General features: G+C 55.7%; 21 protein-coding genes. All 21 read right to left on the reverse strand.

Annotated features, from left to right (window positions below; translation table 11 throughout):
* Position 1: 1 nt before the first annotated feature.
* The gene (locus P156_RS12865) at positions 2-1,006 is read right to left on the reverse strand and encodes an LCP family protein (protein ID WP_027869556.1); all 1,005 of its coding nucleotides are present in this window, start codon (positions 1,004-1,006) and stop codon (positions 2-4) included.
* On the reverse strand, positions 1,006-1,737 hold the full coding sequence (locus P156_RS0107305; protein ID WP_027869557.1) for a CpsB/CapC family capsule biosynthesis tyrosine phosphatase: 732 nt from the start codon (positions 1,735-1,737) through the stop codon (positions 1,006-1,008). The genes P156_RS12865 and P156_RS0107305 overlap by 1 nt, the downstream gene beginning before the upstream one ends.
* Positions 1,738-1,866: 129 nt before the next feature.
* A complete protein-coding gene (galE, locus tag P156_RS0107310; protein ID WP_027869558.1) occupies positions 1,867-2,871 on the reverse strand; it encodes a UDP-glucose 4-epimerase GalE in 1,005 nt (334 codons plus the stop codon).
* A 22-nt stretch (positions 2,872-2,893) separates the two neighbouring features.
* The gene (gene glmM / locus P156_RS0107315; RefSeq protein WP_027869559.1) at positions 2,894-4,243 is read right to left on the reverse strand and encodes a phosphoglucosamine mutase; all 1,350 of its coding nucleotides are present in this window, start codon (positions 4,241-4,243) and stop codon (positions 2,894-2,896) included.
* Entirely contained in the window at positions 4,243-5,034 is a 792-nt protein-coding gene (gene nagB, locus P156_RS0107320; RefSeq protein WP_027869560.1) for a glucosamine-6-phosphate deaminase, read from the reverse strand. The genes glmM and nagB overlap by 1 nt, the downstream gene beginning before the upstream one ends.
* A gap of 12 nt (positions 5,035-5,046) precedes the next feature.
* A complete protein-coding gene (locus P156_RS0107325) occupies positions 5,047-5,706 on the reverse strand; it encodes a UDP-N-acetylglucosamine pyrophosphorylase (RefSeq protein WP_027869561.1) in 660 nt (219 codons plus the stop codon).
* A 129-nt stretch (positions 5,707-5,835) separates the two neighbouring features.
* Positions 5,836-6,714, reverse strand: coding sequence for a glucose-1-phosphate thymidylyltransferase RfbA (gene rfbA, locus P156_RS0107330; protein WP_027869562.1), 879 nt, complete (start codon positions 6,712-6,714; stop codon positions 5,836-5,838).
* Positions 6,715-6,735: 21 nt separating this feature from the next.
* The gene (gene folK / locus P156_RS0107335) at positions 6,736-7,206 is read right to left on the reverse strand and encodes a 2-amino-4-hydroxy-6-hydroxymethyldihydropteridine diphosphokinase (RefSeq protein ID WP_027869563.1); all 471 of its coding nucleotides are present in this window, start codon (positions 7,204-7,206) and stop codon (positions 6,736-6,738) included.
* A complete protein-coding gene (gene folP / locus P156_RS12000) occupies positions 7,203-8,108 on the reverse strand; it encodes a dihydropteroate synthase (RefSeq protein WP_081818498.1) in 906 nt (301 codons plus the stop codon). Before folP ends, folK begins: the two co-directional genes overlap by 4 nt.
* Positions 8,109-8,270: 162 nt before the next feature.
* Positions 8,271-9,032 carry a GTP cyclohydrolase FolE2 gene (folE2, locus tag P156_RS0107345; protein WP_027869564.1) on the reverse strand — a complete coding sequence of 254 codons (762 nt, stop codon included), beginning with the start codon at positions 9,030-9,032 and terminating at the stop codon, positions 8,271-8,273.
* Positions 9,032-9,394, reverse strand: coding sequence for a 6-carboxytetrahydropterin synthase QueD (gene queD, locus P156_RS0107350; protein WP_027869565.1), 363 nt, complete (start codon positions 9,392-9,394; stop codon positions 9,032-9,034). Before queD ends, folE2 begins: the two co-directional genes overlap by 1 nt.
* 71 nt (positions 9,395-9,465) lie before the next feature.
* Positions 9,466-11,079 (reverse strand): FGGY-family carbohydrate kinase, encoded by a 1,614-nt coding sequence (locus P156_RS0107355; protein WP_034802364.1) that lies wholly within the window; start codon positions 11,077-11,079, stop codon positions 9,466-9,468.
* A 1-nt stretch (position 11,080) separates the two neighbouring features.
* Positions 11,081-11,767 (reverse strand): TetR/AcrR family transcriptional regulator, encoded by a 687-nt coding sequence (locus P156_RS0107360; RefSeq protein WP_027869567.1) that lies wholly within the window; start codon positions 11,765-11,767, stop codon positions 11,081-11,083.
* A 10-nt stretch (positions 11,768-11,777) separates the two neighbouring features.
* Positions 11,778-13,259 carry an aspartate aminotransferase family protein gene (locus P156_RS0107365; protein WP_051600805.1) on the reverse strand — a complete coding sequence of 494 codons (1,482 nt, stop codon included), beginning with the start codon at positions 13,257-13,259 and terminating at the stop codon, positions 11,778-11,780.
* 182 nt (positions 13,260-13,441) lie between these two features.
* Positions 13,442-14,056: a hypothetical protein gene (locus tag P156_RS0107370; RefSeq protein ID WP_027869569.1), complete on the reverse strand. Its 615-nt coding sequence runs from the start codon at positions 14,054-14,056 to the stop codon at positions 13,442-13,444.
* A gap of 79 nt (positions 14,057-14,135) precedes the next feature.
* On the reverse strand, positions 14,136-14,762 hold the full coding sequence (locus P156_RS0107375; protein WP_027869570.1) for a DUF4878 domain-containing protein: 627 nt from the start codon (positions 14,760-14,762) through the stop codon (positions 14,136-14,138).
* Positions 14,755-15,501, reverse strand: a complete 747-nt coding sequence (locus tag P156_RS13340) for a hypothetical protein (protein ID WP_027869571.1) — start codon at positions 15,499-15,501, stop codon at positions 14,755-14,757. The genes P156_RS0107375 and P156_RS13340 overlap by 8 nt, the downstream gene beginning before the upstream one ends.
* 120 nt (positions 15,502-15,621) lie before the next feature.
* Positions 15,622-16,797 carry a D-alanine--D-alanine ligase family protein gene (locus P156_RS0107385; RefSeq protein WP_027869572.1) on the reverse strand — a complete coding sequence of 392 codons (1,176 nt, stop codon included), beginning with the start codon at positions 16,795-16,797 and terminating at the stop codon, positions 15,622-15,624.
* A gap of 128 nt (positions 16,798-16,925) precedes the next feature.
* The gene (murF, locus tag P156_RS0107390) at positions 16,926-18,488 is read right to left on the reverse strand and encodes a UDP-N-acetylmuramoyl-tripeptide--D-alanyl-D-alanine ligase (RefSeq protein WP_034802369.1); all 1,563 of its coding nucleotides are present in this window, start codon (positions 18,486-18,488) and stop codon (positions 16,926-16,928) included.
* A complete protein-coding gene (locus tag P156_RS12005) occupies positions 18,488-19,363 on the reverse strand; it encodes an alpha/beta fold hydrolase (protein WP_051600807.1) in 876 nt (291 codons plus the stop codon). The genes murF and P156_RS12005 overlap by 1 nt, the downstream gene beginning before the upstream one ends.
* A 24-nt stretch (positions 19,364-19,387) precedes the next feature.
* Positions 19,388-23,359: a S8 family serine peptidase gene (locus P156_RS0107400; protein WP_027869574.1), complete on the reverse strand. Its 3,972-nt coding sequence runs from the start codon at positions 23,357-23,359 to the stop codon at positions 19,388-19,390.
* Positions 23,360-23,367 lie beyond the last annotated feature (8 nt).

Below are 23,367 nucleotides of genomic sequence, written 5' to 3' on the forward strand. Positions count from 1 at the left end.
TCTAATTCTCTCCGATTCCGCAGAGGGTCTTAAGTGCCTTGATAACGGATTCCTCATCTGCATAGAATTCCGCATGTATTTCACCATCTCCCAAGGTGTCTCCTTCCTCCTTGGTACCTTCATACTGGAGGATGCCTCTGTCGTCAGCCTTGTACATGAAGTTAGCAATCGCAGAGGCCCTGTTCCCGGGGATATCCGTCACGGCCACCTCTCTCAGTTGATTGTAAAGGTCGTTGACGAACGCCGGGTCGTCCTTACTGCGTTCTTTTACTTGTTTCTTGTAGGCCTCCATGAACTGAAGCTGTCGCTGCATCCTGGAGGTGTTCTCCCCGTCACCAACTGACATCCTGGCGCGCACGAACTTCTCTGCCTGTTTGTCGGACAACGTCAGCGTCGCACCTTCCCTGAAGGCGGGATCGACAACGGTCAGATCCTCTTGTATGGTCAGTCGGACGCCTCCAACTGATTGATTCAGAAGAGGAATGTCATGCATACTGATCGAATAATAGCCATCAATGGGCATACCTCCCAGAAATTCCGAGACGTCCTTCTCTGTGTTCTCGCAGCTCTTCTCCGGAGAACTTCCATACGTATGGGAGATACAGATCTGCAGCGCTGATTCCGATAACATCTTGTCGTTCTCATCCAGCAGGCTGACATCTGTGATCGTATCCCTGTTCAGTTGCAGAAACCCATACTTGTTTGCCGTTCTGTCCATTACGAACAGCAGCTGAAAATCGGCCATACCGCCAATGTATTCTCCGGTCTCTTCTGCCTCTTCTTTCATGCTGTCATCCGTACCGATCAGAAGATAGGCTTCTATATCATGGGAGATCTCGTAGGTCTTGTCTCCGAATTTCAGTTCCTTATCCAGGTTCTGACTCCCTCGTCCACCACGGTCATTTCCATAATTCTCGTACACATATAGGCCGACCCCAAAGGCTGTGATCAGTATCACCGCGATCAGGATCCCGAAGAGGATCTTGATTTTGCTATGTCTTCTCATTATATAAGTGCTCCCATCGTCCGGTCTATCTGCGCAAGGCGCTCTGCACCACACTTCCGTTCGATCACTGCTCTGGCGGCTGCCAGATTAGGGACCCTCGTATCCAGATTGTGACAATCGCTGCCGAGGATCACGTTCTCATACTCCTGCAACGTCCGAATGCAGAATCTGCGCTTGGACCAGCCCTTCAAAAAACTCCCTGCATTCAGTTGAATCGTCACCGGCAAAGCCAAAACCTGCTCCCACACGCCTCTGTCCTTCTGGAACTCCAAATAGCGCTCCACGTGTGCCAGCACGATCCGGAGTCTCTGTCTCTGGAGAATGTCCCGGAGATCTGTAAGAATCTCCTCCTTCCATTGCTGGAAGGGCATCTCGATCAGGATCACATTGGTCCCGTTGATACAGAGGTAAGGCAGTTTGGAAGCCTTCCCCATCCCGGGAAAGAAATACACCTCCGCACCGACCCGGATCACCGGGAGCCCCTCCGGCCCAGGTCGCTCCTGCGCCATCTGGAGCTGTGCCCCCTCGATCCTCTGCAGAACGGTTTCCAGCGAACGATTTCGCCGCTTCAAAAAAGACTCAATGGGGGTTTTGTAAGCATAAAAATGTGGCGTGGCGATTACTCTCTCCACCCCTTGTTCTCTTTCCGCCATAAGAAGCCCGCGGGTCATCGCCAAATCGCGACTTCCGTCATCTATCCCGGGCAGAATGTGTGTATGAAAATCTGTCATTACACGCTCCTCTTATCGCAAACCCACAAATGCAGGTAACAATAATATAACTCAAATCCAAGAAAAATGCAAGAGTTTCCACTCATAAAAAGAACCCCGCCATCCTGCGGGGTTCTTCTCTCTGTCTTTCTATTGGTTCTTCTGCCAGTTCCAGGCGTCCCGGCACATCTCCTCCACGCCTCTGCTGGCTTTCCATCCCAGGACCGACTCTGCCTTCTGGGTATCGGCATAGCAGGTAGCGATGTCTCCCGCCCGGCGCGGTGCGATCTCATAGGGAACGTCCACATGGTTCACCTCTCGGAAGGCCTCTACCAGGTCCAGCACACTATACCCGTTGCCTGTCCCCAGATTGAACACCTCACAGCCTTTGTGCTCCGCCGCGTACCTGAGCGCCGCTACATGCCCATCGGCCAGATCCACCACATGGATGTAGTCCCTCACCCCAGTTCCATCGTGGGTGGGGTAGTCATTCCCGAAGACAGATAGCTGCTCCCGGATCCCCTGTGCCACCTGAGTAATATAAGGCATCAGGTTATTTGGGATGCCGTTTGGTTTCTCCCCGATCAGCCCCGACTCGTGCGCGCCGATGGGATTGAAGTAGCGGAGCAGCACCACGGACAAAGCCGGGTCAGCTGCTGCGGCGTCCCGCAGGATCTGCTCGATCATATACTTGGTCCAGCCGTAGGGGTTGGTACACCCTCCCGTAGGCTGCTCTTCCGTAAACGGCACATCCTCCGACATACCATATACCGTCGCCGACGAAGAGAACACAAAATCATGCACCCCGTGCTCCCCCATTGTCTCCAGCAGGGTCAGTGTGGTGTCCAGGTTGTTGCGGTAGTAAGCCAATGGCTTCTCCACAGACTCTCCCACAGCCTTGAACCCGGCGAAATGAACGACTCCGTCGATTTTGTGCTCCCGGAAGATCTGCTCCAGGGAGGCTTTGTGTGCCACATCGCACTCGTAGAAGATCGGGATCGTTCCCGTGATCTCCCCGATCCTCTCCACCACCGAACGCTCGCTGTTAGAGAGATCGTCAGCAATCACAACCTCATAGCCCGCCTCGATCATCTGGACTGCGGTGTGAGAGCCGATGAACCCGGCTCCCCCCGTCAATAGAACTGTTCTACCCATTCTCTTTCTCTCCGCTGTACCTCTACTCAGCAACGTGTCCCTTGGCCTTGATGACCTGGATCACGTAATCCACATACTTCTCGCAGATCTCCTCGGTATCCGCCTCTACCATGACGCGGATCACGGGCTCGGTACCGCTCTCACGGACCAGAATGCGGCCTCTGTCTCCCAGCGCATCCGCCACATTCTTCACAGCCAACTGGACGTGCTCGTCATTCAGAGCCTCAGGCTTGCTGTGTACTCTGACGTTCTTCAACACCTGCGGGTAGAACACCACCGGTGCCGCCAGCTCGCTCAGGGGCTTCTCTTTGGCCAGAATCACCTCTGCCATCTTCAGGGAGGTCAGGATGCCGTCTCCGGTGGTGGCGTACTTGGTGAAGATGATGTGGCCGCTCTGCTCTCCGCCGATGCGGTGGCCGTTCTGTACCATGTTCTCGTAGACGTACTTGTCGCCCACCTTGGTCTTCTCGTACTCGATGCCTACCTTGTCCAGGGCCTTATATAATCCGAAGTTGCTCATGACCGTGGTCACGACCTTGTTGTTCAGAAGCTTTCCGCGCTCCTTCATGTACAGGCCGTAGATGTACAGGATGTGGTCACCGGTGATCACATTGCCCTTCTCATCCACACAGAGACAGCGGTCCGCATCGCCATCGTAGGCGAATCCCACGTCCAGACCATTCTCCACAACGAACTCCTGCAGGTGCTCGATATGCGTGCTCCCGCAGTCGGCATTGATGTTGGTACCATCCGGCTCTGCGTTGATCACATAGGTCTTGGCACCCAGCGCATCGAACACGCTCTTTGCGATTGCCCAGGATGCTCCGTTGGCGCAATCCAGCCCCACCTTCAGATTCTTCATGCTGTACTTGGACATGGAGATCAGATAACCGATGTAGCGATTCCGCCCGGCCACGTAGTCTACGGTGCGGCCGATGTTCTCCCGCTCTGCCATGGGGATCTCGATCTCGCCGTCAATGTACTTCTCAACTTCCAGAAGAGTCTCTTCTTCCATCTTCTCGCCGTCTCCGTTCAGCAGTTTGATGCCGTTGTCATAGAACGGATTATGAGAAGCAGAGATCATGATCCCGCAGTCGAAATCATCCACTCTGGTGATGTACGCCACCGAAGGCGTGGTGGTGACGTGCATGATATATGCGTCTGCGCCGGAGGCCATCAGACCTGTGCACAGCGCATACTCGAACATGTAACTGGAACGTCTGGTGTCCTTACCGATGACGATCTTCGCTTTCTTCTCCAGCCGTGCTCCGTAATACCATCCCAGAAAACGGCCGATCTTGATTCCGTGCTCATAGTTCAGGGTCTTGTTGGCTTCTCCGCGGAAGCCGTCGGTTCCGAAATATTTACCCATTACAGTCTCTCCTTCTTCTCAATATCCAGGAAATACTTGTATGTATCCACCATCAGTTCGCCACATGCCTCCTCATCGCAGGCGATGATAGCGGCATTGTGCATCTGCAGTGCGGAGCATGTCCACTTCTGGCTCACGCCGCCCTCAACGGTAGCCGCCAGGGCTCTTGCTTTGTTGTGGCCGCTGATCAGCACCAGGACTTCCTTGGAGTCGGTGACGGTGCCGATCCCTACAGACAAAGCCTGTGCCGGTACCTTCTCCGGATCTCCGCCGAAGAAACGGGAGTTGACGATGCGGGTGTCGGTGGTCAGATCTCTGACACCTGTGCGGGATGCCAGAGAGGTGTATGGCTCGTTGAAAGCAAGGTGGCCGTCCACACCGATTCCGCCCATGAACAGGTCGATGCCGCCGTAGCTGGCGATCTTCTCCTCGTATCTTGCGCACTCGCCTTCCGGATCATCGGTCATGCCGTTGAGGATGTTGATGTTCTCCGGTTTCATGTCCACCAGATGGTCAAAGAAGTTGTCGTGCATGAAATACCAGTAGCTCTGATCGTGCTCATGGGGCAATCCCAGATACTCGTCCATGTTGAAGGTCACTACGTTAGCAAAGGAAACCTCACCGGCCTTGTTCATACGCACCAGCTCCTGGTACACGCCGATAGGGGAGGATCCTGTGGGAAGTCCCAGAACGAAAGGCCTCTCTTCCTTATGTCCATTGATCTTTGCAGCGATGTAGTTCGCTGCCCACTTGCTCATCTTATCATAGTTGTCCTGAATCACTACTCTCATGCTGTTTCTCCTTTACTCGTGTTTGCTGACGACATCGCCGCTGTTTTTCAGAATGGAATTCGCCGGAATCACTCCGCGAACACAGGTGGTGGGATAGACGTTGGTATGTGGCCCGATCACCGTTCCCGGATTGCAGACCGCGTTGCATCCAACATCCGCATAATTCCCCAGGAAGGCCCCTACCTTGCGAAGACCGGTCTCCGCCTGCTCGCCGTCGCCCTTGATCACCACGTTCTTATTGTCTGCCTTCACGTTGGAGGTGATCGATCCTGCGCCCATGTGCGCATGATATCCCAGAATGGAATCTCCCACGTAGTTATAGTGAGGCACCTGCACGTGGTCGAAGAGGATCACATTCTTGAGTTCGGTGGAATTCCCCACTACGCAGTCACGTCCCACCAGCGCGGATCCCCTGACAAATGCTCCCGGGCGCACCTCTGTGTCCGGCCCGATGATGCAAGGTGCTCCCAGATATGCTGTCGGATATACCTTAGCAGACTTATGCACCCACACGTGTTCTTCTCTCTCTTCGTATTCCTCCCCCAGGGTCGGGCCTAACTGCAGGATCAGGTCCTTGATTCCCTTCAGGGCTTCCCAGGGATACGTATACTGGGCCAGATACTCTGCTGCCAGTGTGCGTTCCAGGTCATATAGGTCTTTGATCGTATACATACTGTCTCCTTTTGGATATACACGTTTATTAACAACTAATTATTATATCACATTCTTCGTTTGTCCGCATCAATCTGTCCAAAAAAAGATACAAAAAGGTCGCGCCTCTCATAGCGCGACCTCTCGTCTCTATTCCTCCAGCAGATCGTCCACGACTCCCAGCAGGTACTTCCCGTACTGCGTCTGTTCCATGGAAAGGGCGATCTCCCGCAGCTGATCCACGGTGATCCAGTGGTTTCGCACCGCGATCTCCTCCAGGCACCCGATCATGACACCGCTTCGCTGGGCGGACTTGATCTCTCCCGCTGCATGATACAGGCTGTCCGCCGTTCCCGCATCGAACCAGGAATGCTTCTTGCCCAGCGGCACCACCTGCATCTGTCCCTTTTCCAGATAGACGTTGTTCACCGCTGTGATCTCCAACTCGCCACGGGCAGAGGGCTCGATGGTCTTGGCAACCTCTACCACGTCATTGTCATAGAAGTACAGTCCCGGTACGATGTAATTGGATTTCGGCTGCGCCGGCTTCTCCTCGATGGACAAAGCCTTCCCGCTGTCGTCGAATTCTACCACGCCGAAAGGACGGGGATCCTGCACATAGTACCCGAAGATCACAGCGCCCCGGTCCAGTTCTCTGACCACCCGGCGAAGCTTCTGCCGGAACCCCGGCCCGTAGAAGATGTTATCACCCAGCGCCAGGCAAACAGAATCCTGTCCGATGAACTCTTCTCCTACGATAAACGCGTCTGCGATCCCTCGCTGCACCATCTGCTCTTTGTATTCGATGTGGACCCCCAGTTGAGAGCCATCCTTCAGAAGGTCCTGAAATGTCCCCACCTCTCCTGGCGGCACAATGATGAGGATCTCCCGGATCCCTGCCTGCATCAGCGTCGACAGCGAATAGTAGATCAACGGCTTATCGTACACCGGCAACAAAGGCTTGCACACCGGTAACGTGATCGGATACAACCGGGTTCCCTTCCCCGCCGCCAAAATAATTCCTTTCATAATATCCTCCTCTAAAGTGTGTCAAAGGGGACGGTTCTTTTTGACACACTCTGCCAGCAACTCCTCCACCTTCTTACCTCGCAGTGGATCCACCAACTCGGGCGCGATCTCGCTCACCGGCCTGAGAACAAATTCCCGGTTCACTAGATCCGGATGAGGTACCTTCAGTTCTTCGTCATTGATGATCCTGTCCTCGCAGTAGATCACATCCAGATCAATGGTCCGCGGACCCCAGTGGATCAGCCGTACCCGGTCCAGATCTGCCTCGATGGCAAGAAGTTCCCGGAGCATGGCATGGGGTTCCATTGCTGTTTCCACCTCGACGGCCATATTGAGGAAATCGTCCTGGTCGGTATACCCATAGGCTTTCGTCTCCATAACAGAAGAGCGTGCTGCGATATGCCCGACTCTCTCCTCGATGGCGGTCTGTGCCGCCTCCAGATAGCCTTGCCGGTCTCCCATGTTGGACCCCAGCGCAATGATCGCCTTCATCGCCTGCCTCCTTCTGCCTCCTCACGCGCTTCCGCCTCAGAGGCACGTCCGATCTGGCATGGTATGTCCCGAAGCGTCTCCCACATGCGTACCGCGTCCAGATTCGCCTTCACATCGTGGACCCTCGCCGCGGCGATACCGTGCTCCGCCCCATAGACGGACAAAGCCACGGTTCCAAAGAGTCTGTCCGCGGGGTCATCCTCTTCCAGGGCCTTACCGATGAAGGACTTCCGGGACACCGCCATCAGGTGTGGCACCCCCAACGCTGCAAACTTGTCAATATTTGCAAGCAAAGCCATATTATGTTCGTAGGTTTTCCCGAATCCAATGCCCAGATCGATCATCAGGCTCTCCCGGGCCACACCGCAGTTCACAGCGTACTCGATCTGCGCCGCCAGAAAATCATACACCTCCTGCACTACGTCCTCGTAGCGGGGATCCTTCTGCATATCCTCCGGCCGGCCGGCGGTATGCATGAGGATCACCGGCGTCCTGTACTTCGCCGCCACATGTCCCATTGCGGCGTCAAACGTCAGGCCTGAAATATCATTGATAATATCAGCCCCAGCCTCGATAGCGGATTCTGCCGTGACCGCATGGTAGGTATCCACTGACACCAGCACCTCCCGGTGCCGACGCTTGATCTCCCCGATCACAGGACAGACCCGGCTGATCTCCTCCGGAACATCCACAGGGGCTGCGCCCGGTCTGGTGGATTCGCCACCCACATCGATGAATGCCGCCCCCTCCCGGATCATCTGCTCCGCCTTCGCCAGCGCCTCATCGATGCTCCCGGCCCGGGACCCCTCATAGAAAGAATCCGGCGTAACATTGATGATACCCATCATCTCCATGCGCCGGAACTCCTTCAGCGTGCCATCCTTCAGTAATAGATGCTTCATGCTCCAATCTCCTTAATGTATTCCCAATACTATATGGCATTAATCGCAAATATTAGCGACTAATGCCACAAGGTTTCCGGGACACTCTCCCGTGCCCCCGCTTTGTGCGCGACTCTCCGTCCTAGTCACCCCGGCTTTGTGCTGCTCTCTGGCCTTGTCGCCTCAGCCGTTCACCCGCGCATATGCCGAATGGTTGTGGATACTCTCGTAGCTCTCCACTTCAATGGTGAAATGATCCACATCCGGCAGCTGGCTGACCTGCAGCTTGGCCTCCCGGCAGACATCCTCCACAAACCGTGGGTTGTCATAGGCGTGCTCCGTCACGTACTTCTCGTCCGGTCTTTTCAGCAGAGAGTAGACGGGCGAACTTGCGGAGTTCTCCGCTATGGTCACCAGGTCTTCGATCCACAGGAACTTGTTGCTGCAGATATCAATAGAAACATCTGCCCTCTGATTGTGAGCAGAGTAGTCTGAGATCTCCTTGGAGCACGGGCACAGAGTGGTCACCGGCGTGATCACCTTCATGTCGAATGTGCACTCGTCCCCCACCAGAGAGGCTCGATACTCCACCTTCACGTTGACCAGCGACGGTATGTTCGTCACCGGCGAATATTTCTCAATAAAATAATCAAATTTCAGAACCATGTAGCTGGTCTCCGCCTCCAGTCTGTCACGGATCTGTTCCAGAATCCTGCGCATATGCTTCAGGTCCATCTTCCGGTTCTTCTGGATTATGTCCACAAAGCGAGACATGTGGGTACCCTTCTGGGTGGCAGGCAGCCCTACGAACAGGCCGATGTTGGCGGCGGTGCTGTTCCACTCGCCGTGCTTGTTGCGAATCTGCATGGGGAACACAAAATCCTTGATCCCCACCTGGTCCAAGGATACATCCCTCTCGTCGATCTGACTCTGTACGTCTTTCATTATGCTTCCTCTCCGTTGTAAACGATGCCAGAAGTCTTGGTTTCCCAGACCTCGATCTCATAAAGCCGGACATTCTCTCGTTTCACTAACGGTGCCAGCTTGTTCCAGATATAGACGGCGATATTCTCTGCAGTGGGTTGCTGGATAAAGTCGTTGATATAATGATGATCGAACTCCACCAGCACCTGCTCTTTTACCAGATTCTTAAGTTCCACGAAATCATAAAGCATGTCCTCGTGGTCTCGTGTTCCCTCAAGTTTCACCACCAGCTTATAGGTATGGCCGTGAAGCCGCTCGCACTTCCCATGGTAGTTGATCAGGTTGTGCGCCGCGTCGAACTCAAATTCCTTGATCAGTATCATTGCCTATCCTCCCACGACACGTCATAACTAACTGAATTCTATCATATCCTACATCAACAGGCAAGAGTGTGTCAAAAAGAACCGTCCCTTCTGACACACTGCAGGGCATGAAACAGGACTTTGTTGGAGGGGTAGAGGCTGCGGAATGCCTTGTAGTAAGGCTCGTAGGCCTCGTGCCTGGCCGGATCGGGCACATAGGTGGCTGCCACCGGCACAAAACTCTTCACCGCATCCAGCGTTGGAATCAGCCCCAACCCCACCGACGCCACTGCCGCAGCTCCCACAGAACCCACATTTTGCGGGCGTTCCACCGTTTCCACACGACGCCCCAGGATGTCCGCCAACATCTGGCAGGCGACCGGAGACAGGGCGCCACCTCCCACGAAACGCACCGGATCGGAGGTCTTCACCTTCCGTTCCTGACATTCCAGCATCCAGCGCAGGTGATAGAAAACTCCTTCCAGCACAGCGCGTATCATCTCTGTTTTTCCGGTCTCCAACCTAATTCCCAGGAACATCCCCGTTGCCCCCGCATCCTCGAAGGGGCAGCGATTCCCGTGGAGCCATGGCGCAAAGAGCACGCCGCCAGACCCTGGCGGAACCTCCCGGATGGTTTCCATCATGTAGTCATACAGACTGACGCTCTGCGCTTCGTAGCCTTCCGAAACGTCCTTTTTCTTGAGATAGATCCCGATCTCGTCAAGTGCCAGATGATCCCTCACCCACTCCAGACACTTCCCCGCCGTCTCCATCTCGGCGAAGTAGTTGTACCTTCCTTCCTGTGCTCCCGTGATGGCGGCGATCATCGACTTCACGTCCACCATGCGGTGATCCATCACTGTGATCACCCAACCCGAAGTCCCGGAATAGATGTGCGTATCGCCCACCTCCACACTTCCTGCTCCCACGCCGATGAGGCTGCTGTCACCGCCCCCTCCAAACACAGGAGTTCCGGGGGCCAGCCCTAGCTCCGCTGCTGCCTGCTTCGTCAGAGCCCCCGCCACATCGGTCGCGTCGATGATCTCCGGTAGATGCTCCCTGTCGACACCGAACATGGAACAAAGCCTGGCGCTCCACTCACCGTGCTCCGGTCGGTTGTCGTACAGCAGTGTCCCAAAGGCACTGTCCCGGGTCATGGTAAAGTTTCCTGTGCAGCGACTGATCAGGTAATCCTTCACGTCCAGCCACTTGTAGACCTTCCGAAAGAGTTCCGGCTCGTGCGCTTCCACCCACTTGTATTTCCACACGGGATCTTTCACACTGCTGGATACGGCTCCGGTGATCCAGAGGCTGGGGAGCAGCTTACGGACGTTGGCCCCGGCGATCTGCACACCGTGAGCAATGCCTGCAGTCAGTTCCTGGCCGGAGCGTTGGTCCATATAGCTCATGGGACGCCGCACCGGATTCCCTTCCCGGTCTACCAGTACCAGCCCCTGCATCTGGGAGCAGAACGACAGGCCCCTGATCACAGCACACTCCACACCGCTCTTTCGGAGTACCTCCTTCGTACTCTCACACATACCGCGCCACCAGTCTTCGGCATCCTGCTCCGCACCGCCATTCTCCAGCACATACAAAGGATACCCCTGACTTGCGTCCGCCACCAGGGAGATACAGTCATCCACATCGAACAGGCACGTCTTGACCCCCGTCGTCCCTATATCATATGCCAATATGTAAGCCATCTTACGCCTCCCGCTTGCAATCTGCCGGCGCGTCTGCCGGTGTTTCCTCCCGATGTCTGATGTCTCCGCTCTCCAGGGTGAACGCCGATTCCATGAACCGGAGCATCCCTTCTGTGAGCCAGTCCTCTTCCAGAGCATGCTCGCCCCCGTAGACCTGTGCCCGCTCTTCGAAATACGGGCTGGCATAGGAGAATTGGAGCATCTTCAGGAGGTCGTCAAAGCACATGGCCAAAAGCGCCGGATCCAGATCCCTCCGCATGTCGCCCCTCTGCTGTGCGTCCCGGATCGCATCCGTATAGATCCGGGCAGGATACCCCTCTATGTCATGGATCAGCTCCCGAGGGAGACTCTGGTTACGGGCCATCTCCAGATAGAGTCGGAAATACGGCCGCTTTTCCTCCGCCAGACGCCGGCTTTTGGTGATCAGCGCCTTCGCCTGCAGAAGAGGCTTTGTGCGCTCCCTCGTGATCTCCTCCAGGAACTGCCGCATCTCCTCCACCACGCAGTACACGCAGGCCCGGAAGAAATCGTCCTTATCCTTATAATACTTGTAGAGAACACCCACACTGATACCAGCCCGATGGGCAATATCGTTCATGGTGGTCTTCTCCAGTCCCTTCTCCGAAAAAGCCTGCACCCCGGCGTCCAGAATCTCTCTTTGTTTTTCTTCCGTCAACTTCTTCTGCATGGCATGCTCCCTAGTCGATCCTCTCGCAACAAGCGAGCACCCGCTCAAAGCGCCGGAGCACGTCATCGATCATCTCTTCGTCGTAGGCCGCGCTGGTGTAGAGTCTGGAACCCGCTAACGTAATGATTCCTTCTGCCATGTACGCCGCTCCCATGTATTCCATCTCTTTCTGCCGAATGCCGGTCTCCTTCAGGAGCTTTGGCAGTTCCCACGGACGCTTCCAATTGATGGCATAATGCATGGTGCCCACGCTGTCCAGATGGCACACAGATCCCTGGTTGAACGCGACAAAAGGCAAGTCGTACTTCTGGATCAGTGCCTGGAGACCCCTGGTCAGACGGTCACCCATTCTCCCAGCCTTCTCGCAGGCGTTCCTCTTCTCGATCTCGCAGATAGCCGTGTATCCAGCCACACAGGATAGGGGTGTCGCCGCCATGGTACCCCCGCAGAGCGCCTTGGGTATCTTCTTCCCCTGTGAATCCAGCCCCGCGCCCAGGTGCGCCATGACATCCGCATGACCGCCAACACCACCTGCTCCCGGGTACCCTCCCGCAATGATCTTTCCGAATATGGTCAGATCCGGGTCGATGCCAAAATAACTCTGGGCTCCACCGGTGCCGATACGGAACCCTGACACCACCTCATCACAGACCAGGAGAGCGCCATACTTGTGGGCCAGTTTCTCACAACCCTGCACAAAGACTTTGCTCACGGGTCTGGTGCCACTCTCCGGGCCGATTGGTTCGATAAACACTGCCGCCGTGCCACCGTGACGTTTGTTCCGCCTGAGTTTCTGTTCCAGGTCATCCAGATCACCGGGGAAGAACTCATCGGTGTGCCGGAACACAAAGCCTGGGATCCCCTTGCTCATGATGCCCTTGGTGCCGGGGATCCGGATTCCGTAGGCAAGCTGGTCCGACCAGCCATGGTAGGCTCCACCCATCTTCAGCACGTTCTTGTGACCGGTTGCCAGCCTTGCGATACGAAGGGCAGTCATGCAGGCTTCTGTGCCGCTCCCCAGCATGCGAAACTTCTCCACGCTGGGCACCAGTTCCCGGATCTTGGCCGCCAACTTGTACTCATATTCATGAAACAGTCCCGTAGAGGGGCCACAGGTATCCAGCAGTTCCTTCACCGCCTGGCGTACCACCGGGTCATTGCTGCCCAGTATGGTGGGACCGCCGGCCTGCAGAAGGTCGTAGTACCAGTTCCCATCGAGGTCATAGAGCTTCGCCCCCTCCGCCTTGGTGATCACGATGGGGAAGGGGTAGTTGAATGCCAGGTTGTGCTGCACGCCCCCGGGGATGACCTCCCGGGCTTCCTCGATCATCGCCTTCGAACGAGGGCACTTCTTCTCAAAGTACTCTTCCTCATATTCCTTCAGTTTCTCTCGATTTATGGAGAAGATCGGCTGTCTGATCAACGCATCCAGTTCTGCTGTGACCCGATCCGCATCCACATATTTATCTATTGCAAATCCATCGTATGCCATGAGGTGCCTCCTAACTCATTCTTGTGAACGTTCATTCACACTTTACTCCACTATAGCACAGGCAGAGGGTATCGTCAAGACAGTCGGTCACAGGCCCACCAAAAAAGCAGATGCCCCAAAAGACGGCATTCTCCAGTCTTTTGGGACATCCCTTGAATCATGTTTTCGGTCACACGCCAGCCCTATCCGCGAAGCTCATCGAACTTACGCTGAAGATTGGTCCGATTCTCGTCCGTACGATCCTCGTACCGCTCGCCGCGGCGCGCTCTCGCCAGCTTGATGGCCTCTCTCTTCAGCTTGCGCTCGATCTTGCGTCCGTACTCCACTTCTGTCTTGGCATAAGCGGCATCAAAGCGCACTACACCTGTGTCGTACTTGCTGAGGACCGCGTTGATGGCTGCAGGATCCTCCTCCTGCAGGATGGTGATCAGGAATACACCGTTAAGCCTCACGAAAGCCAGGATCTGTTCCAGCATGGAGTATTCCCCATGCACATCGGAACTGTCAATGGTGCCCCGGCGCGGTGTGATGAACCCCTCGCTCCCCATGAGGATCGGCCCCAACGGGCCGGACAGGGCTCCCATCAGATCCTCCATCATACCGGCCAACGTGGATTCTGTGGGATTCCCCACTCCGGCGTTGTACCGCTCAAGGACCTTCATGCTCCCATGTCCCTTCTCCATCACGATCTGCTGAGAAATGAGGTATTGCTCAGTATGCGGATTATCGGTCAGCGAACCGTAGACGGCCATAGCATCGTCAACTGTTCTGAATCTCGTCATAATCAAAGTTTCCATACTATCAACTCCTTTTAGATAATTATACATCAGCGCAGGGCGGGTTGCCAACCAAAAATACACTTTTCGACCAATACCTTTACTCGTTCATCTTCTCTCCTACTGTCAGCAGCCCTCCCAGCATCTTATCCAACTGGTCTGTGGTCACCCCGAACTTATTGTTCTTTACCGTAAGTTCGATGGTGGCCTTCTTGAATTTCTTCTCTTCCTTCAGCTGATCCGTCATCTCATTCAGAATCTCGTCCATTTTCTCCGGCGAAAGTTCACCGTCCGCATTTCCATCCTCTACGATGGCATCCACCATGGCCGTATAGAACTCCTCCACAGCGGAAGCGGTGTCCAGATTGGTAACCTCTACAGAAACTTTTGCCTGTTCTCCTTCTTCCTTCACATCCTTGATGGTGTACTCCATGTTCTCCAGCGCCCGGCTCATCAGGCCCATAAAAAGCATGTTCCCTTCGTCCTCACCTGCCTTCTTCAGCTGGTCTGTGTCCAGGTCCGGCATATATTTCTGCGCAGTCTTGAAATCACTCTTCTTCAGAGCATCAAAAGCTGCCGTGACAACGGCTTTTGGGTCTGCCGCCGCGGGGGCTTTCTCCTCCTCCTGCTTGTCGGCTTTGTGCCCACCACAGCCGGCCAGTGCCAGCGTCAGCATTACCACGCACAAAGCAGTGATCGCCGCACAAAGTCTTCTATTCCTATTCATATTGGGTGTCTCCTTTCCCGATTGCGAGTTTCTGTTTGATGTGACAGGTGCCGTCCTGGCAGCGAGCACACTGCAGGATCCTGTTGGAACCGAACCAAAATCGCTCCGCATGTTTGGCGTAGACGATCTCCCATCGGATCAGTACCACCAGAGAAGTGAAGAACAGCGACCAACTGAAGAAATTTCGAATGAACAGCATAGGGGTGAACATCATGAAATGTCCCCAGTCGTAGATCCGGCAGTTGACGCAACACTTGTTCTTCATGATCACCGTCTGGAAGGGACAGAAGAACAGGATGCATATGTAGTCGCACAGGAAGTAGAAAGTGGATAACAGCAGCAGTTCCAGCTCCCCGATGATGCCAAACAGATACAGGACGCCCCAGATTGCGTTGAAGAACAGCCACACCAGAAGCACCTTCCACGCCTTCTGATTCTGATCCTGCACAAAGCGTAGCAGTTCCAGCTCCGAGTAGCCTTCTACCGGTATGTAGGTGTCCTGTTTCATCTTCAACAAAGCCATGGATCGCAGTTTTCCAGGGAAGAGGTGCATCAGCATGATCCCCATAAAGATCAGCCAGAGCACATGGATGGGAGTCACTCCATAGCGAATGTTCTGGTGCATCATGGAAAGCAGCCAATGCCTACGCAGCAGGTACAGCGCCAGCACTGCGGCCACGATGCCCACCCGTAAGACGAGCTTGGCTATATACCATTTCAGTTTCGGTGTCAAGAACATACATCTCACCTCCACCATGGGTGTGTCAAAGGGGACGGTTCTTTTTGACACACTTTCCCTGTGAAGTGTGTCAAAAAGAACCGTCCCCATTGACACACCCCTTTGACACACCTTGACACACTATTTCTTGCTTCCTTTGGCGCCCAGCGCGCCCTTATCCAACAGGTTGGAATCAAAACTGAAGGTGGTCGCTTCCTCTTCCCGGACGCGCTTCATTGCCAACGCAACCATGCGATCCAATAGTTCCGGATATTCAATCCCCAGGGGTTCCCACAGATAGAAGGCCAGGGACCCCGGAATGGTGTTGATCTCGTTGAAATACAGTTTGCCGGTCTCCTCGTCGATCATGAAATCGATGCGGGCAACACCATTGCAGCCCAGTGCCTGAAATCCTCGGACAGCCAGTTGTCGGATTTCCTCTCTCTGCTCCGGTGTCAGTTCTGCAGGAATCTTTCGGGAAACACCGGCCATGCCCTTGGAACCGCCGCTTTTGGATCCACCGGACTGGTACTTGTCCTTGTAGCTGAGGATCTCGTCGGTGTGCAGAGGTTCCTCGCACTCAGAGGCAATGGCGTTTCCATCATCCCCCAGTACCGCGCAGTTGATCTCCCTCAGCTGCATGATGGCATGCTCGATCAGGATGATATGGGCGTAGGTGAAGGCGTCGTCGATGGCTTCGATCAGCTGCGCCCGGTCCCGGGCTACGCTGATGCCAACGCTGGAACCCAGATCCACCGGCTTGACGATCACCGGGTAACCCAGACGCGCCTCCGTCTTCTCTACGATGGAGTCGATGTCCGCGTAGTCCGCCGTGTTGAAACAGATCCCATCCAGCACTGGTACGCCTGCTTCTCGCAGAACTACCTTGGAGGCGTATTTGTCCATACCAAGGGCAGATGCTCCTACGTCACAACCCACAAATGGAACGCCAAGCATACGCAGATACCCGGCCAGCGTTCCGTCCTCCACCTTCTTGCCGTGGACCACCGGAAGCACCAGATCGATGCGTGTCCCTTTGGTTTTGCGCTTCACAGGGTAGGGCAGCAGATATACCTCACCTGCCTCCCGGAAGAAGAACACCCGCTGGGACCGTTTCAACAGCCCCGGGATATCTCGATAAGCCTCGATGTTGCCTACATCCGGTCCTGCAAACATCTCACTGTCCTTGGTGATGTATACCGGCACCACGTTGTATTTCTCTTTGTCTAGATGCATGATGGCCTGGATGCCAGAGATCACGGAAACCTCGTGTTCCACCGATCCGCCGCCAAACATGACTGCGATGTTCCATTTCATTCAGTAGTCTCCTCTCGCCGGTCTCTCGCCGTAGGTTGCTGCCAAGACCCCTTCGCCTTCGGCTCGCGTTCTTGGGCAACCCTGACGTTGGACCTACCATCCATTTGCTTCGCAAATGGGGTTAGGTCTCAATAGTTATCTGGCAGGTCATTTTCCAGAAGGATGAACTTATGGCCTTCGTCCCGAATGCTCCGCGCATAGGACATGGCATCCTCCAGGTTTTCGTACACACGCAGGTGCTCCTCCGGGAAGCCGCTGTCCAGCAGTCCCCGCCGGATGGGTTCGGTATGCCTGCGCCCGATCAAACAGACGTAGTCACAGCTGGCCGCCGCATAGGTGCCGAACTTGTAGTTGTACTCCTCCTCGTCGTCCCCCAATTCTACCATGCCCGGCGTGATCAGGATCCGCACGCCGTCCAGCAGTTTCATGGTCTCCACTGCGGCCTTGGAGCCGACCGGGTTGGAGTTGTAAGCATCGTCGATGATGGTCACCCCATCCTTCTCCTTCATTTCCATACGGTGGGCCACCGGACGGATCCGGCGCACCGGAACACGCAACTCTGCCAGAGGGATTCCCATCTTGTGGGCAACTGCGATGGCTCCGGTGATGTTGATCACATTATGGGCGCCCACAAGCTTCGTCTGGAACACCTCCGACTCGCCAGAGGGGGCCGTGACAGTAAACTTTGTGCCGGACTGGCTCAGCGAGAGATCACTGGCCCGATAACCTGTCCCGTCAGACTCGCTGCGGTAGAAGGTCACGTTCCCATATCGATCCGCGTTCGACTCGATGTACAGGTTGTCACCGTTGAGGAAGAGCATGCCATCCTTGGGCAGCGCATCCGCCAGTTCGAACTTGGTACGGACGATGGTCTCCATATCGTGGAAGGTGTCCAGATGCTGGGGACCGATGGAGGTGATCACTCCGTGATCAGGTCTTGCGATGTCACAGACTTCCTTGATCTCCCCCTCATAGCGTGCCCCCATCTCGCACACAAAGATCTGATGCCCCGGTCGCAGGTGTTCCCGTACGGTGATCACGATCCCCATGGGAGTGTTGTAGCTGGCCGGTGTCACCAGCACATTGTACCGGGTCTGCAGCAGTGTCTGCAGATAGAACTTGAGACTGGTCTTGCCGTAGCTTCCTGTCACGCCGATGACCGTCAGGTCCGGCATGCTGTCCAGTTTCTTCTTGGCGTCATTGATGTACCAGTTCCGCACCGAAGCCTCGATAGGCTTGTTCAGGGTGTTGGCCACCATGAAGATCACGAACTGCGCCGCGGCCGCGATGGCTACAGTTCCCGCAAGAGCCGACCACCCCAGAAGAGGCACCAGGATCAGAGGCAGAAGCACACAAAGCACGGCAGCCGTTGCGATCATCCTCTTCACCCTGGCGGTATATACCAGGTCCTTCTTGGTGTTGATCTGTTTCAGGTACAGGAAAAACCGCCAGGCGATCAGTGCCGCTAACAGCTGGAGCACCAGCCCAACCCAGGTAGGCCGAATCAGGTTCAGGACTCCCAGCACCAGCAGCACCAGAAGCATCCTTTGCCTGCCGTGGTTTTTCCCCAGCCATGCTCGCTGCTCTCCATTCATATAGGTATTCAGCTGGAACATGTGCAGATTGTACCTGCCCGCCAGCAGTACCACCGGGATCGTCAGGATCCCCGTTATGATTGCGAAAATCTCCATCACTTCCTAGCCTCCTCCTGTGTTGCGGGCGACTCCGCCATCTCTGCCATCGCGGGTGAATCCATGGTCTTCTCTCCGCTGTCCTCTGCCGGGAAATACACCTCCAGGATCTTCCGAAACACATCCTTCCGCTCCAGGAAACTGTAATGGCCTGTGCCCTTGATGATCGCCAGCCCGGAATCCGGGATCAAACGGTCCATGGTCTCCCCATCGGAAAGAGGCGTCGCCGTGTCCAGATTCCCCCAGACCAGCAGGGTCTCCTGTCTGATCTTCGGCAGGAGCTCGCGCTGATCGTAGTTCACGGCCATCACCAGCGCGTTTCGCATCAGCGGCGTGGCGTTTCGATAATCCGCCGACCCCTGCCGACTCTGCCATTCCTCGATAAGCTGAGGACAAAGCATTCGCGACAGGCGAAGTCCCGCCAGTTTCTTGATGGCCTTGTATTTCTTCACCTTCCACTTCTGCTCGTTGGATCGCTGTGGCATGACCCCTGCACTGTCCACCAGAAGCAGTTTCCGGATCCGAAAGTCCAGATCGTCTCTGGATGCCAGCTCAATGATGACACGACCTCCGTAGGAGTGCCCCATCAGGCTTGCCTCCTGGATCTTCAGCGCCTCCATGAGATGGAGGAACCACTGAGCATAGCGTTTTACCGGCCATGCCTCCGGCGGTTCCGGCGTGCCGCCGAACCCGGGGAAGTCAAACTGTACTACCCGCATCCGATCTGACAAAGCCTCCGCCACGGAGTCATAGAGACCCATGTCTGTGCCCCATCCCTGAAGGATCACCATCGTCTCCGGTGCCGTATCATCCGCCGACACCTCCGGTCCCGTGATCTTATATTCTGTCTCGATCCCTTCTACGTTGATCTTCATCCCGTTCCCTTTCTCGCAATTATATCACTTGAACTTCACATACACCGTATGTGCACTGCTCACCTTGGTAAAGGTGTACGCATAGGACTTCTTTCCTGCGGCTTTCTTGATCTTCTTTCCATCCACCTTCAGGAACTTGATCCTGTGGCCTTTCTTTGCCTTCATCCTCACGGTGAAGGTCTGCCCCCATTTCACAGAGGCGCTTGCCGTGATCTTGCCCTTCCCTTTCTTCCGGGTGGTGATCCTGAAGTGCTCCTGCTTCTTCGTTTCCACCTTGGCCATGCGGGCTTTGTATTCGGTGAAAAGCTTCTCGGTAACTTGCTTCTCCAGGAAGCAATCGCGAACCTTCGCCCTGGATTCCATCAGGATCATGGTCAGTTTGCTCCAGCCCTTCTTGCTGTAGTCCTGCTGCCTGTAATGCATCGTGAACCAGTCCTTCATCCTGTCACGCATACGGATCTTGCTGGCGTACGTCGCCTCCTGAAACGCCCCAAAGTTGATCCCGGACTTCTTGTCGATGGCGTGGAAGGCCTGTTCCGCCCGGTTGTAGATGCTCACGACATCCTGCCTTGCGGCCATGTCCTTGACGCAGGCCTTGATGATACTATCGAAGGCAGAGGTTTTCCCCTTGTAGCCGTAGGCAGGGAGCCCGGTCTTCACATACTCCCGCAGGGATCTCTCATACATCTTCCGAATTTCCGCCACCGTGCTCTTGGTATAGATCTCTCCTTCCGGAATCGGCCGGAAATACCAGCTGAGCTGAGGATCGAGGTCGTCGTCCTCATCCTCGTAGACAGGATCGACTTCTTCCTCTTCCTCTTCTTGCTCTTCTTCCTCGCCTGAAATATCTTCTATCTCAAAATCCTCCAGTGTCTCTACTGCCACCATTGCCTGAAGATAGGCATCCAGCGTGTTGGCTTTCACGGGGGTTCCCGCCGAGGTCAGACGCTTGGCGGCAGCGGCGCTTGTGATGGCGTTGACTTGTTCTGCCACGTGATCAAGCTTGTCCTGCCATACGTCCCAGTAGAAGTCATTAAACTCCTCCCGTGAGTATTCGCTCCTGGCTTTCTTCAGTTCGATCTGCAGGTCCTTCTGCAACGCGCGCAGGTCAGACTTGCCCCTGTATACCTGGACGTTCATGCCGGACAGCCTGTCGATCCTGATCGCGCCATCCGCAATATCATCCGTCAGGATCGCAAATCCCATGAACACGTCCTCGATCAGGTCGGATGTTTTCCTGGCGTTTCGGATCCTGACAGACGTCTCTCTATATGCGCGGTTGATCTCCGCCCAGACCTCCGGGGAGTAGGTCTCCCGCTTCCCGACTTTGTCGTAGGTCATGTCCAGAAACTCCTGCACCTTTTGCTTCATGACGGTCAGATCGTCATCCACACCGCGGATGACCTGCTTGCCGACGCGGATATTGCGCACATTCCAGGCTGTAGCCCGAGCGCTGGCCTTCTTGGCCTTCTTGGATTTCTTTGCTTTCTTGGTCTTTCCGGCCTTCTTGGATTTGCCGGCAGCCTTGGCCTTCTTGGCTTTCTTGCCCTTGCCGGTCTTCGCCTTCAGCTCGTTGGACCAGCCGAAGAACCCGGTCTTTCCGTTTTTCTTATAGTATGCCCGTACGCGGAACTGTTTCTTCCCCTTGCCCTTGAACTTGGCTGAGGAGACGGTTCCCTTCACGGACCTGACGTTCTTCCATTTCCAGCTTTTCTTCCCGGTCTTTACCTTCTTTTGGATCTGGTACCCGGCGGCAACCGGGATCCTGTTCCAGCTGATGGTGAGGGATTTCTTTTTCTTCCCGGTCTGGCGCAGGTTGTAGTCTGCCTTGCCGGCGTAATTCCGCTTCGCCACGATCACCTGTCTGGTGGCCACCGCAGAGCCGTCAAAGTTCTCCGCCTTCACAAAGAACTTTCCAGCGCGCAGTCCGCGGATCCTTCCTGTCTTTTTCTCCACGCTGGCCACCTTCCGGTTGGTGGAGGACCAGGTGATGGCTTTGTGCGCCACATCGGCCTTGCCATCCATGTCCAGCAGACGCCCGGCGAACACGCCCTTCTCTCCTACGAACAGCCAGGGCAACGTCTTTGTGAACTGAAGCCTGGTGGCCATGGCCTTCACCTGCACCTTGCAGGATGCGCTGACCTTGCCGCCTGCCGCTTCCACTCTCACCGTCGCCGTGCCTGGCGCGACCGCCTCCAGAAATCCATCTCCGTGGGCGATGACCGCCTTCTCGTTATCCGAATACCAGCTCAGATCACTGATCGAGGGTTCCTCTGGCTGAAAGTCCGCTGTCAGCGCCAGCCATTCCCCCACTTCCATCTGCCCGTCTTCCGGCATTCCCTGGATGGTCAGACCTGTGGCAGCCACCCCCTGGCGGACCACCACCTTGCAGGAGTCTGACTTCCCGCCGGCGGTGACGGTCACGGTAGCCTCGCCCTCGCCGGTGGCATACAGATTGCCATAGTCGTCTACGGTCACCACCGTCTCATCGTTGCTGTGCCAGGTCATGGGCGCCAGAGAGGTCGCCGGCAGGCACAAAGCATTCAGCCCCCGGTCCTCACCTGTCTCCATCTGGATCGCCTTGCCTGCCGGAAGCTTCAGCGCCACCGAATCTACCGGCACATCCTTGCTTGCATCCATGGCAGCCTGCACCGCCTTCTCCGCATCAACGATGCCGTAGGCAGTGGTCTCCGGCTTGAAGGTTCCGTTCTGCCGAGTGGTGCCGCAGAGGATGTTCCGTACCTGATCCGGTGTCAGATCCGGCCTCGCATCCAGCACCAGCCCTGCCACCGCCGCCGCCACAGGGGCTGCCATGGAGGTACCGCTCATCACACCATACCGGTCTCCCGGCAAGGTACTGAGAATGTTGTTCCCGGGGGCGGTGATATCCTTCTCCCATCCGTAATCTGACCAGTAACTGGAAGTACTGTTCTCCGCATCGGAGGCGTTCACCGCGATCACTTCCCGCATATCCGCAGGAATGCTGGGGCTATCCACCCCTTCGTTGCCAGAAGCCGCTGTAAACACCACGCCCTTCTCGTAAAAGGCTTCCCGAATGGCTTTCTCCTCCACCCGGTCTCTGGCCACAGCGCCAAAGCTCATGTTGATGACTCTGGCCCCCTTCGAGACCGCATAGCGGATCGCGGTCACGATATCGTAGGTCGTCAGGCTCATTCCGTCCTCGCTGGCGCACACAGTGAGTACCCTAACCAGATCGTTGTTATGCCCTGCGGCTACACCGCTGCCGCCCTTCCCGTTGCCGTAGGTGGCGCCGATGATCCCGGTCACATGGGTGCCATGCCCTTCCAAACCCGACGGATCATCCATGGACTTCTGTGGTTTTCCGTGGTGCACCCAGACGTAACCCTCGCCACCTTCCTTGGTCTTCTGACGATTGGCCTGCAGGTCCTGATGCCTGGGATCCAGCCCGCCGTCCACCACGCCCACGATGGTCCGTTCATGTCCCGCTTTCTCCAGCAGTTCCCATGCCTTTTCGGCATGGACGGTTTCCAGATGATACTGGTAGCGGGCCGTTTCCTGTTTCTTGTCCAGGAATGGATCCTGCGTGACTTTCCCTGCAAGCTTGTATCTGTAGTTCGGCTGGACCTCCGCCACTCTGGGGTCCTCTGCCAATGCCTGCATCGTCTTCTGCAGCGCCTCTTCGCCGCTGCCATCTATGGTGATCCGGGCGGTCTTGTCCCCGTCCACCGTCAGGATGTCCTCGCAGGTGGCTTCCTGCGCGTCGATCACCTTGCCGATTTTTTTCTTGGATGTGCCCTCCTGGAAGGTTACAAGCAGCTCGTCTTCCTCATGCTCGCCTTCTGCGAGCAGGTCTTCTGCCGTCTGTATCTCTGCCTCCCCAGCGGTTTCAACAGTGTCTGGTCTTGGCGCTTCGGGGGGTGTCTTTCCGCCCTCCACGGCAAATGCTGCGCTCGGCATCATGGTCACACAAAGCGCCACAGCCAGCAGAATGGTCGTGATTCTTCTGATTCTCATACTAACCT

Source organism: Eubacterium sp. AB3007 (genome assembly GCF_000688015.1).
Lineage (GTDB): Bacteria > Bacillota > Clostridia > Peptostreptococcales > Anaerovoracaceae > Aminicella.

What these genes read in the sequence shown, in the direction of transcription:
- P156_RS12865 (WP_027869556.1), bottom strand. Translation starts at nt 1,006, where the DNA reads ATGAGAAGACATAGCAAAATCAAGATCCTCTTCGGGATCCTGATCGCG.
- P156_RS0107305 (WP_027869557.1), bottom strand. Translation starts at nt 1,737, where the DNA reads ATGACAGATTTTCATACACACATTCTGCCCGGGATAGATGACGGAAGT.
- galE (WP_027869558.1), bottom strand. Translation starts at nt 2,871, where the DNA reads ATGGGTAGAACAGTTCTATTGACGGGGGGAGCCGGGTTCATCGGCTCT.
- glmM (WP_027869559.1), bottom strand. Translation starts at nt 4,243, where the DNA reads ATGGGTAAATATTTCGGAACCGACGGCTTCCGCGGAGAAGCCAACAAG.
- nagB (WP_027869560.1), bottom strand. Translation starts at nt 5,034, where the DNA reads ATGAGAGTAGTGATTCAGGACAACTATGATAAGATGAGCAAGTGGGCA.
- P156_RS0107325 (WP_027869561.1), bottom strand. Translation starts at nt 5,706, where the DNA reads ATGTATACGATCAAAGACCTATATGACCTGGAACGCACACTGGCAGCA.
- rfbA (WP_027869562.1), bottom strand. Translation starts at nt 6,714, where the DNA reads ATGAAAGGAATTATTTTGGCGGCGGGGAAGGGAACCCGGTTGTATCCG.
- folK (WP_027869563.1), bottom strand. Translation starts at nt 7,206, where the DNA reads ATGAAGGCGATCATTGCGCTGGGGTCCAACATGGGAGACCGGCAAGGC.
- folP (WP_081818498.1), bottom strand. Translation starts at nt 8,108, where the DNA reads ATGAAGCATCTATTACTGAAGGATGGCACGCTGAAGGAGTTCCGGCGC.
- folE2 (WP_027869564.1), bottom strand. Translation starts at nt 9,032, where the DNA reads ATGAAAGACGTACAGAGTCAGATCGACGAGAGGGATGTATCCTTGGAC.
- queD (WP_027869565.1), bottom strand. Translation starts at nt 9,394, where the DNA reads ATGATACTGATCAAGGAATTTGAGTTCGACGCGGCGCACAACCTGATC.
- P156_RS0107355 (WP_034802364.1), bottom strand. Translation starts at nt 11,079, where the DNA reads ATGGCTTACATATTGGCATATGATATAGGGACGACGGGGGTCAAGACG.
- P156_RS0107360 (WP_027869567.1), bottom strand. Translation starts at nt 11,767, where the DNA reads ATGCAGAAGAAGTTGACGGAAGAAAAACAAAGAGAGATTCTGGACGCC.
- P156_RS0107365 (WP_051600805.1), bottom strand. Translation starts at nt 13,259, where the DNA reads ATGGCATACGATGGATTTGCAATAGATAAATATGTGGATGCGGATCGG.
- P156_RS0107370 (WP_027869569.1), bottom strand. Translation starts at nt 14,056, where the DNA reads ATGGAAACTTTGATTATGACGAGATTCAGAACAGTTGACGATGCTATG.
- P156_RS0107375 (WP_027869570.1), bottom strand. Translation starts at nt 14,762, where the DNA reads ATGAATAGGAATAGAAGACTTTGTGCGGCGATCACTGCTTTGTGCGTG.
- P156_RS13340 (WP_027869571.1), bottom strand. Translation starts at nt 15,501, where the DNA reads ATGTTCTTGACACCGAAACTGAAATGGTATATAGCCAAGCTCGTCTTA.
- P156_RS0107385 (WP_027869572.1), bottom strand. Translation starts at nt 16,797, where the DNA reads ATGAAATGGAACATCGCAGTCATGTTTGGCGGCGGATCGGTGGAACAC.
- murF (WP_034802369.1), bottom strand. Translation starts at nt 18,488, where the DNA reads ATGGAGATTTTCGCAATCATAACGGGGATCCTGACGATCCCGGTGGTA.
- P156_RS12005 (WP_051600807.1), bottom strand. Translation starts at nt 19,363, where the DNA reads ATGAAGATCAACGTAGAAGGGATCGAGACAGAATATAAGATCACGGGA.
- P156_RS0107400 (WP_027869574.1), bottom strand. Translation starts at nt 23,359, where the DNA reads ATGAGAATCAGAAGAATCACGACCATTCTGCTGGCTGTGGCGCTTTGT.